Annotated in this window: 9 protein-coding genes, 2 tRNA genes and 1 rRNA gene; 4 read left to right on the forward strand and 8 right to left on the reverse strand. The window is 50.6% G+C overall.

Annotated elements, in window-relative coordinates:
* Positions 1–63 precede the first annotated feature (63 nt).
* Together ACCW76_RS13550 and dnaQ are read right to left on the reverse strand one after the other, a co-directional pair.
* A tRNA-Asp gene (locus ACCW76_RS13550) sits at positions 64–140 on the reverse strand.
* A 134-nt stretch (positions 141–274) separates the two neighbouring features.
* Entirely contained in the window at positions 275–1006 is a 732-nt protein-coding gene (gene dnaQ, locus ACCW76_RS13555) for a DNA polymerase III subunit epsilon (protein ID WP_038648850.1), read from the reverse strand.
* 53 nt (positions 1007–1059) lie between these two features.
* Between dnaQ and rnhA the strand changes: the two genes are divergently transcribed.
* Positions 1060–1527, forward strand: a complete 468-nt coding sequence (rnhA, locus tag ACCW76_RS13560) for a ribonuclease HI (RefSeq protein ID WP_034825410.1) — start codon at positions 1060–1062, stop codon at positions 1525–1527.
* Here rnhA and ACCW76_RS13565 read toward each other — a convergent pair.
* The gene (locus ACCW76_RS13565) at positions 1512–2246 is read right to left on the reverse strand and encodes a class I SAM-dependent methyltransferase (RefSeq protein WP_038648855.1); all 735 of its coding nucleotides are present in this window, start codon (positions 2244–2246) and stop codon (positions 1512–1514) included. The two genes, rnhA and ACCW76_RS13565, sit on opposite strands and share 16 nt — an antisense overlap.
* A 40-nt stretch (positions 2247–2286) precedes the next feature.
* On the opposite strand from ACCW76_RS13565, the gene gloB reads away from it, so the two are divergent.
* Together gloB and mltD are read left to right on the forward strand one after the other, a co-directional pair.
* Positions 2287–3042, forward strand: coding sequence for a hydroxyacylglutathione hydrolase (gene gloB, locus ACCW76_RS13570; protein ID WP_436338769.1), 756 nt, complete (start codon positions 2287–2289; stop codon positions 3040–3042).
* 71 nt (positions 3043–3113) lie between these two features.
* Positions 3114–4484, forward strand: coding sequence for a murein transglycosylase D (gene mltD, locus ACCW76_RS13575; protein WP_034825415.1), 1371 nt, complete (start codon positions 3114–3116; stop codon positions 4482–4484).
* Between the two features lie 113 nt (positions 4485–4597).
* On the opposite strand, the gene ACCW76_RS13580 is transcribed toward mltD, so the two are convergent.
* Together ACCW76_RS13580 and ACCW76_RS13585 are read right to left on the reverse strand one after the other, a co-directional pair.
* Positions 4598–5401 (reverse strand): endonuclease/exonuclease/phosphatase family protein, encoded by an 804-nt coding sequence (locus tag ACCW76_RS13580; protein ID WP_038648861.1) that lies wholly within the window; start codon positions 5399–5401, stop codon positions 4598–4600.
* Positions 5402–5581: 180 nt separating this feature from the next.
* A complete protein-coding gene (locus tag ACCW76_RS13585) occupies positions 5582–6760 on the reverse strand; it encodes an MFS transporter (RefSeq protein WP_436338770.1) in 1179 nt (392 codons plus the stop codon).
* Positions 6761–6860: 100 nt separating this feature from the next.
* On the opposite strand from ACCW76_RS13585, the gene yafC reads away from it, so the two are divergent.
* Positions 6861–7769 carry a DNA-binding transcriptional regulator YafC gene (yafC, locus tag ACCW76_RS13590; RefSeq protein WP_436338771.1) on the forward strand — a complete coding sequence of 303 codons (909 nt, stop codon included), beginning with the start codon at positions 6861–6863 and terminating at the stop codon, positions 7767–7769.
* 12 nt (positions 7770–7781) lie between these two features.
* On the opposite strand, the gene dkgB is transcribed toward yafC, so the two are convergent.
* The 3 genes from dkgB to rrf all read right to left on the reverse strand — a co-directional run.
* The gene (dkgB, locus tag ACCW76_RS13595; RefSeq protein WP_436338772.1) at positions 7782–8585 is read right to left on the reverse strand and encodes a 2,5-didehydrogluconate reductase DkgB; all 804 of its coding nucleotides are present in this window, start codon (positions 8583–8585) and stop codon (positions 7782–7784) included.
* A gap of 170 nt (positions 8586–8755) precedes the next feature.
* Positions 8756–8832 (reverse strand) — tRNA-Asp (locus tag ACCW76_RS13600).
* Between the two features lie 102 nt (positions 8833–8934).
* Positions 8935–9024 (reverse strand): 5S ribosomal RNA (gene rrf / locus ACCW76_RS13605); the annotation flags it as partial.

A 9024-nucleotide genomic window follows, 5' to 3' on the forward strand; every position in this document is an offset into this window, starting at 1 on the left:
GCGCCGATGCCAGCCTGAAAAAGCAAAAAGCCGATGCATTTCTGCATCGGCTTCTTTAATGATTGGCGGAACGGACGGGGCTCGAACCCGCGACCCCCTGCGTGACAGGCAGGTATTCTAACCAACTGAACTACCGCTCCGCGCTTTGTTCCCCGTCGAGAACGAGGCGAATATTAATGGCAGCCTTATGAACCGTCAATGCTTTTTCTGAGGGAATGAATCGTTTGCCGATTTTTTCGACTTAACGTTGCTTTTCCACGCAAATTCAACCCATTCAGGCACGCCACAGGCAGCTTCCGCCCTTCTTCAGCACCAAATCCAGACGACTTTCATGTGCGATGATCTCATCATCGCTGGCGTTGACCACGCGTAATCCTGAACTCGGACGCACAATGCGCTGGATGTTATCGCCGGTATTTTGGCTGTTCTGATCGACATCCGCGGAAAAGGCCAGCGAAGTTTGGCCGCCCGTCATCATCAGGAACACTTCCGCCAGGATTTCGGCATCGAGCAATGCGCCGTGCAGCGTTCGTTTGCTGTTGTCGATTTCGTAGCGATTACAGAGCGCATCAAGGCTGTTGCGCTTGCCTGGATACATTTTACGCGCCATCGCCAGGCTATCCGTCACCTGACAGAAGGTGTCGGTTTTGCCGATGTCGCGCTTCAGCATGCCAAACTCATAGTCCATAAAGCCGATATCGAACGATGCGTTGTGGATCACCAACTCCGCACCACGGATGTATTCCAGGAATTCATCGGCGATGTCTGCAAACATGGGCTTATCGGCAAGAAACTCATCGGCAATACCGTGTACACCAAAGGCTTCCGGATCCACCAGCCGATCGGGCTTGAGATACATATGGAAGTTGTTGCCGGTCAGGCGACGGTTAATGACCTCAACCGCACCGATTTCAATGATGCGATGTCCTTCATAGTGCACACCGATCATATTCATGCCGGTGGTTTCGGTATCGAGGACGATCTGGCGGTTATTTGCAGTGCTCATAGGGCTCGTTTTATGTCAGACTTGGCTTTTTGTCAGAAGGAAGTCTACCAGAGATGCGCAAACAGGTAGAGATATTCACCGATGGATCCTGCCTGGGCAATCCCGGCCCCGGCGGTTACGGCGCCATTTTACGTTATGGCCCGCATGAAAAAGAGTTCAGCGCCGGTTATCGACTCACCACCAACAACCGCATGGAAATGATGGCGGCGATTGTGGCGTTAGAAGCGTTAACGCAGCCCTGCGAAGTGGTGCTCAGCACCGACAGTCAATATGTGCGTCAGGGCATCACCAGCTGGATTCATAACTGGAAAAAGCGCGGCTGGAAAACGGCCGATAAAAAGCCGGTGAAAAATGTCGATCTCTGGAAGCGACTCGATCTTGCGCTCAGCCACCATGAAATCAAGTGGGAATGGGTAAAAGGCCACGCCGGTCACCCGGAAAATGAACGCTGCGACGAACTGGCGCGCAGCGCGGCCGGTCATCCCACCCAGGATGATGTTGGCTATCAGGTCGAGTCCTGATCCTTTACTTCACGAAACTGGCGCGTGGCATTTACCGTTTGCCTGACCTGCGCTTTGTTTAAGCTCTTCTTCGCTTTGGTGGGCGTTAATGGGAATGTTCGTTTGCGTGCCACCACAATGTTCAGACATCCCAGCGCGGGCAGGTGCGCACTGATCACTTTGCCGCCCTGCCGATGCCACGGCACCACTTGAAAACGGGTGCGATAAACCACTTCATAGTTGAGCAGGCTGAGCCAGTCGAGCAAGCGTACCTGGCTGAACATGCGTCCGCTCCATGGCGCGCGCGCGTGCAAACCCGGGATACCTTTGCTGATACCGAGCAGGCTGAACGGGTTGAACCCGCTGATAATCATCCAACCATCGTCAATCAGGACGCGATCCACTTCTCGTAGCACGCGATGGGGATCCTGACTCCACGCCAGGGTATGCGCCATCAGGCAGGCATCAATCGATTTCGCTTCAAAAGGTAATTGCGTGGTATTGGCGATCACCTGCAAGTCATCGCCCTCAATGCCCACATTCACCTGATGCGATATGGCACACTGACTGGTATTGATTTCTGCGCTTAGGCTGCCAAGTTTAAGCATATGAAAGCCATACAGCTTTCCAAGGTAAGGCTGCAACTGCTGCGTGAGTGCATCGCGAAAATAATCGCCCCATGGCATATCGCGCCAGGAGCGCGGCGCAGTCAGAATTTGGCGTGTTTTCGCTGGCTTCATGCTCTACCATCATCCTTTTTCTACGACCTGAGAGGTGTTTATGAATCTTACCAGTATTCCCGCGTTGCAGGATAACTACATCTGGACACTGACGGACGATGATAAAAACTGCCTGATTGTCGATCCCGGCGAGGCTCAACCGGTGCTGGATAAAATCAGAGTCAACAAGTGGCAACCGGTGGCCATTTTGCTCACGCATCATCATCACGACCACGTCGACGGTGTCGCCGAGTTACTGCAACACTATCCCGATATGGCGGTTTACGGACCAGAGGAAACGGCGGTTAAGGGGGCAAAACATATCGTCGCCGAGAATGATGAATTTACCCTGCTTGGGCTAAATTTCCGTGTCATCGCAACACCCGGACACACTTTAGGACATATCTCATATTTCAGTTCACCTTATCTTTTCTGTGGTGACACGATGTTTTCTGGCGGTTGCGGAAGATTATTTGAAGGCACAGCAGAACAAATGTATGAGTCATTTCAAAAGCTTAATAAACTTCCTGCAGACACCCTGATTTGTTGCGCTCATGAGTACACTTTATCCAATATGAAGTTTGCTGCGGCTATTCTGCCTCATGACCCCAAAATTTTGGCAAGGTATCAGCAAATTAAGGACTTACGCGCAGAAAACCGCATCACTTTGCCAACAAAATTGGCAATAGAGCGGGAAATAAATTTATTTCTCCGAACGCAAGATGCTGATTTACAAAAGGCTTTAGGGACTAATGTTACTTCCTCTCCGTTATGGCAAACTTTCGCTGATCTACGCGGGAAGAAAGACCGTTTTTGATATTTAAGGTTGTGTTGTGTGTACCCCTAACGTATAGTTGCTCGTCTTTTAAGCGAACTATTGACACACACATGAAGGCTAAAGCGATCTTACTCGCCTCGGTCTTGCTGGTAGGATGTCAGGCATCAAGGAATGACGCCAATATCCCCGTACAGCATGCACAGAGCCTGTCTTCAGCTGGTCAAGGTGAAAATGGAAAGTACGGAGATCAATTATTATCGCAGCGCTGGCAGGATGATGGAACAAGCCTCGCAGAAGATACCGATCTCTGGAATCACATTAGTGACGAGTTGAAGATGGGGATTCCGGAAAACCCCCGGATCCGCGAACAAAAAACAAAGTTTTTAAAAAATAAGAGCTATCTCCACGATGTAACATTACGGGCAGAGCCGTACATGTACTGGATTGTCGAGCAGATACAGAAACGTAAAATGCCGATGGAACTGGTACTGCTACCCATAGTGGAGAGCGCTTTTGACCCACATGCAACATCTTCTGCGAATGCCGCTGGCATCTGGCAGATTGTTGCACAAACGGGCAAAAACTATGGTTTGAAACAAAACCAATGGTATGACGGACGCCGCGATGTGGTGGCCTCGACCAAAGTTGCGCTGGATATGATGCAGCGTCTGAACGGTATGTTTGACGGTGACTGGTTGTTAACAGTGGCCGCCTATAACAGCGGTGAAGGACGAGTGTTGAAAGCGATAAAACAGAATAAAGCGCGCGGCAAGCCGACTGATTTCTGGCACTTATCGTTACCACGCGAAACTACGGTCTATGTACCTAAGATGTTGGCCTTGAGTGAAATCCTCAAGAACAACAAGCAGTACGGTATCAAGTTGCCGACTCCAAACGAAAGCCGTGCTTTAGCACGTGTTGAAGTGGGGCAGCAAATTGAACTGACGCAGGCCGCAGATATGGCCGGTATGTCGCTCAACAAGTTGAAGAGCTTCAACGCCGGTTATAAAAATGGCACCACTGCGCCAAACGGACCGCACTATATTATGGTGCCTAAGTCCAACGTTGCTAAGCTGCGCAATTCACTGGCATCCGGTGACATTGCATCCGTGCAGCCTGTTGAAATGGCGAAAGTCAGTGCAGCAGGAAACAACTATACGGTACGCAAAGGCGACACCTTGTCGGCAATTGCTAACAAGCTTGGCGTTAGCGTCAGTGCACTGAAACAGCAGAACAACCTGCGCAGCGCTTCAGTTCGCATCGGTCAGAAGTTGACTGTTGGCGGCAAAGCAACGCAGTTGGCTGATAACGGCAACAGCATCACCTACCGTGTACGTAAGGGTGATTCTTTTGCCAGTATTGCAAAACGTCATGGTGTGAACACCCAGGATGTTATGCGCTGGAACAGTGACGCTAAAGACATTCAGCCGGGCGATAAGCTCACGCTGTTTGTGAAGAATAGCGCAACACCTGATACCTAATGCGTCGAAAAGGCTGACTTTTGTCAGCCTTTTTCATTTTCTGCCGTCCACAACCCTTCTAGCCGACACCCTTCAGCTCATTCTTTAGTCAGTTGTCAGACAGTATGCGTATGTTAACGCCCGATGGGATACGTTGAATTGAACTCAACCAGCAGTGGATTGTGATCTGAAGCGCGCGTGACCAGCACAGAAGCCTCGCTGACTTTCATATCCCGGTAGAAGACAAAATCTAAAGGACGACCAAACGCTTTACGGCGATGGTCATCCGTGAAATTCACTTCCTGCAATGTCATCTCTTCAGCAAAGCGATAAAGCGCGTTCATGCGCTGGCGGCTCCAGGCGTTGAAATCGCCGGCCATGATCACCGGTCCGCGGTGGTGTTGAATCTGTTCGCCAATCGGCCCGAGTTGCTTGCTGTAGACATCCACGCCAAGGCTGAAATTCACCGCGTGGATGTTGACCACCATCAGCATCTCGCCGGTCGGCAGTGGATAGGCCGTCACCAGCGCCGACTTAGCCAGGCGTAACAAAGGTTCGCGTTCACGCAATGGACAGCAATACACAGGATGCGCAGAAGCCAGTGTCATCACGCCCGAAGGGTGCTGAGGTAAGACGAAGGCAGGTACCTGATCGGCCGCCAGATAGTTACTGGTGGCGAATTTGACCAGTTCAGGGGTGGTTTGTGCTTCCTGGAGTAAAACCAGGTGAGCATCTTTGCCGAAACCTTGCAGCACGGACATCCAGTCTGCCCGCTGCTGCTTGAAGATATTCCACACTAAAACCCGCAAGGCAGGATCCGCAGGTAACGGTGCACCAGGCGGCAGCGCCTGCCCCAGATGCAACATCGCCCCAGGCGGGAATATCCGCTCTGCAGGCTGACCCGCTGTATAACGCATTGCATAAGTTTTCTTTCGCACTTTCCCGCCTGGCTGATTTACGACTACAACTTCACCTGACAGTTATAGGGATTTTAGGGCAGGGTTTCAATTGGCGTTGTTGATTGTCGGAATTAGCTTCACAGCAAAGTGAAGCTAATTCCCCTACTTGCTGGATATCCCACTTTCGGGGTTCACTTCATCTGGCGATTTTTAGTGGCTCTACTCCGTCGCTAATTCTGCACGCGACTTGTCAAGTTGACCGCTCAAACGTACCAGTAATAGCGCGAAAAACACGATTATTGCACCGACCCAAGGCGTTTGAGCCAACCCGTAGTGCTCAACGATATGCCCTCCTACTAATGAGCCCAGCGCGATACCAATGTTAAACGCCGCAATATTCAGACCTGAAGCCACGTCCACTGCACCAGGCGCGTAGGATTCTGCTTTTTGCACCACATAAACCTGTAACCCCGGCACGTTAGCAAACGCAAAGATTCCCATCACCAACACTGTCACCAACGCCATATAGTGCGAACTGGCGGTAAACTGAAACAGCAGCAACAATACGGCCAATGCAGCAAATATCAGCGTTAATGCAGACACTGCGCCATGACGGTCGGCCAGTTTGCCGCCCCAAATATTACCGATAGCCACGGAAATACCGTATCCCAGCAAAATGACACTCACTGCGGAAGGTGAGAACCCAGCCAGCGACTGCATCATCGGCGCCAGAAAAGTGAATGCCGTGAATACGCCACCATAGCCCAGCGCCGTGATGGTATAAATGAGCAGCAGGCGTGGATTGACCATCACACGAGCTTGTTGTGCCAGCGTGGTAACAGGGGGTTGTGCAATATTACGCGGCACCAGAATCATACTGCTGACCAATGCAATGACACCCAACAGCGAAACCGCAAGGAAACTTTCACGCCAGCCAAAGTGCTGACCAATCAAGGTGCCCAGAGGTACGCCCGTGACCAGTGCTACGGTTAAACCACCGAACATAATGGCGATGGCACTCGCCGCTTTTTCTTTGCTGACCAGGCTCGTAGCAATTGTCGACCCAACAGAAAAGAAGACGCCATGTGCCAGCCCCGTTAACAAACGCGCAATCACCAGCGTCTCATAGTTGGGAGCCAACCATGCCACCAGATTACCTGCTGTGAAGAGCACCATGAGACCCATGAGCAACTGCTTACGCGGCAGCTTTCCAGTTAACGCGGTGAGTACAGGTGCGCCGATCGCGACACCCAGCGCATAGATAGAAACCAGCATTCCTGCTGAAGGCAGTGTGATGCTGAGCTGTTCTGCAATTGTAGGGATCAGACCCACGATAACAAATTCGGTGGTTCCGATAGCGAAGGCGCTGATGGTCAGCGCCCAGAGTGCAAGTGGCATGATTAACTCCCAGGAATGTTTTGATGGGCGTGATTATCGACTCATGCTTTAATGACAAAAAGGTGCAAAGTAACAATAGACTTTTGCTGTGGAGAGCATAATGAAAGCGTCATCAGATGAGTTAAAAGTCTTTATTGCCGTGGTCGAAAGCGGCAGTTTTAGCCGAGCCGCCGAGCAATTACAGATGGCCAATTCAGCCGTTAGCCGCACAGTAAAAAAGCTTGAGAATAAATTGGGTGTGGCATTGCTGACGCGCACAACGCGCCAACTCGCACTGACACACGAAGGTGAGCACTACTTCCGACGCGTGCAAAAACTGATGCAGGAGATGTCTACTGCCGAGAATGAGTTGACGGAGCGTCAGCAAGCACCAAAAGGGGCCCTGCGCATCGATGCCGCTACACCGGTTATCCTGCATTTGATTCTTCCCATGATTAAACCCTTTCGTGAGCGCTATCCTGACGTTAGCCTGTCGCTGATTTCATCTGAGAGTTTTATCAATCTGATTGAACGTAAGGTCGACGTGGCCATTCGCGCAGGTAATCTGACAGACTCAACTTTACGGGCGCGCTTATTGTTTATTAGTTATCGCAAACTGGTAGCGACCCCGGCATATTTAGCGAAATATGGCGTTCCTACTTCCACAACCGATCTTGCTCACCATGAATGCCTTGGTTTTGTTGAACCATTGCGTTTAAACCGCTGGCCAATTTCAGATAATGGCCGCGATCTCTATGACATTGAGCCGGGAATGTCCTCGAATAGTGGTGAAACTATCAAACAACTGTGCCTTGATGATCAGGGCATCGCTTGCCTGTCCGATTACATGGTCGATAGCGAAATTGCAGATGGAACCTTCATTGAGATATTGGCAGAACAGCGCGTGCCCGTTGAAATGCCTTTTAATGCGGTTTATTACAGCGACCTAGGAGTGAGTCAGCGCGTACGCGCCTTTATCGACTTTCTCAGTGAATGGGTTAATCATCAGCCCTGGCGAATGCAGGGCTGATAAAAATCTGACTTAATCCCAGCCTGGTGCAAGACCTTCAGGACTCACCAGTCTCTGTTGGCGATCCAGGGCCGCGATTTGCGCCATATCTTCCGCATCAAGCTCAACGCGAGCAGCCTCCATGTTACTGGCCAGGTTTTCACGCTTGGTTGATGAAGGAATAACGGCATAGCCTGATTGCATCGCCCAAGTCAGAACAACTTGTGCAGGCGTTGCCTGATGCTTTTGTGCAATAGCCTGAATCGTGCCATCCTTCAATGCTTCACCGTAAGCCAGCGTCATATAAGACGTGATATGCATCCCCTGCTGTTTTGCAAACTCGACGACTTCTCGGTTCTGTAGGAAAGGATGCAGCTCAATTTGGTTGGTTGCGATATTTTCGATACCCACCGCTTCAATCGCCTCTTTCATTAGCGCAATTGGGAAGTTTGAGATTCCAATTTGTCGTGTCAGCCCCATCTCTTTAGCGGCCATTAATGCCTGCATGCTCTCCTTCACTGAGACCGCAGCACCGGGAGATGGCCAGTGAATCAAAGTAAGATCGACATAGTCAGAACGTAGTTTTGAGAGGCTCTGCTGCAAACTCGGTATCAGTTTTTCAGCTGAGAGGTTTTCGATCCAAATCTTGGTGGTAATAAACAGTTGATCACGCGCTATGCCACTTTCAGCGATGGCCTGGCCAACAGCAGCCTCATTTTCATAGATTTGCGCGGTGTCGATGGCACGATAACCCAGTTCCAGTGCGGTTTTTACGGAATGAATTACAACATCGTCTTGCAGGCGGAAGGTACCTAAACCAAAGGCAGGGATTGTCATGTTTTCCTCATCGTTTTGTGAATGATTTCGATGGGGAGCATTGTGGCAGCATTATTATTGCTGAAAAATCCGCTTATAAGCAGAAGAATATTGCGTTTAAATCAACAATTGAGCTCGAGTTTCAGACATGAAAAAGCCCTGACTTATCAAGTCAGGGCTTATCAATTAAGTGGCGGAACGGACGGGGCTCGAACCCGCGACCCCCTGCGTGACAGGCAGGTATTCTAACCAACTGAACTACCGCTCCACCGATTCTGTACCAAAATCAGAAAATCGTTCTGAATTCGGGTGTTTCGCCCTTTCAGCGTCACTTGAAAGGTCACGACTCATAAATGAGTCTTAAATTGATGCCTGGCAGTTCCCTACTCTCGCATGGGGAGACCCCACACTACCATCGGCGCTACGGCGTTTCACTTCTGAGTTCGGCATGGGGTCTGAG

The organism is Pantoea sp. C8B4, from assembly GCF_051336905.1.
Classification (GTDB): domain Bacteria; phylum Pseudomonadota; class Gammaproteobacteria; order Enterobacterales; family Enterobacteriaceae; genus Pantoea; species Pantoea rwandensis_B.

Bases quoted from the DNA above. Each gene is read 5' to 3' on its own strand.
- dnaQ (WP_038648850.1), bottom strand. From the start codon at position 1,006: ATGAGCACTGCAAATAACCGCCAGATCGTCCTCGATACCGAAACCACC.
- rnhA (WP_034825410.1), top strand. From the start codon at position 1,060: ATGCGCAAACAGGTAGAGATATTCACCGATGGATCCTGCCTGGGCAAT.
- ACCW76_RS13565 (WP_038648855.1), bottom strand. From the start codon at position 2,246: ATGAAGCCAGCGAAAACACGCCAAATTCTGACTGCGCCGCGCTCCTGG.
- gloB (WP_436338769.1), top strand. From the start codon at position 2,287: ATGAATCTTACCAGTATTCCCGCGTTGCAGGATAACTACATCTGGACA.
- mltD (WP_034825415.1), top strand. From the start codon at position 3,114: ATGAAGGCTAAAGCGATCTTACTCGCCTCGGTCTTGCTGGTAGGATGT.
- ACCW76_RS13585 (WP_436338770.1), bottom strand. From the start codon at position 6,760: ATGCCACTTGCACTCTGGGCGCTGACCATCAGCGCCTTCGCTATCGGA.
- yafC (WP_436338771.1), top strand. From the start codon at position 6,861: ATGAAAGCGTCATCAGATGAGTTAAAAGTCTTTATTGCCGTGGTCGAA.
- dkgB (WP_436338772.1), bottom strand. From the start codon at position 8,585: ATGACAATCCCTGCCTTTGGTTTAGGTACCTTCCGCCTGCAAGACGAT.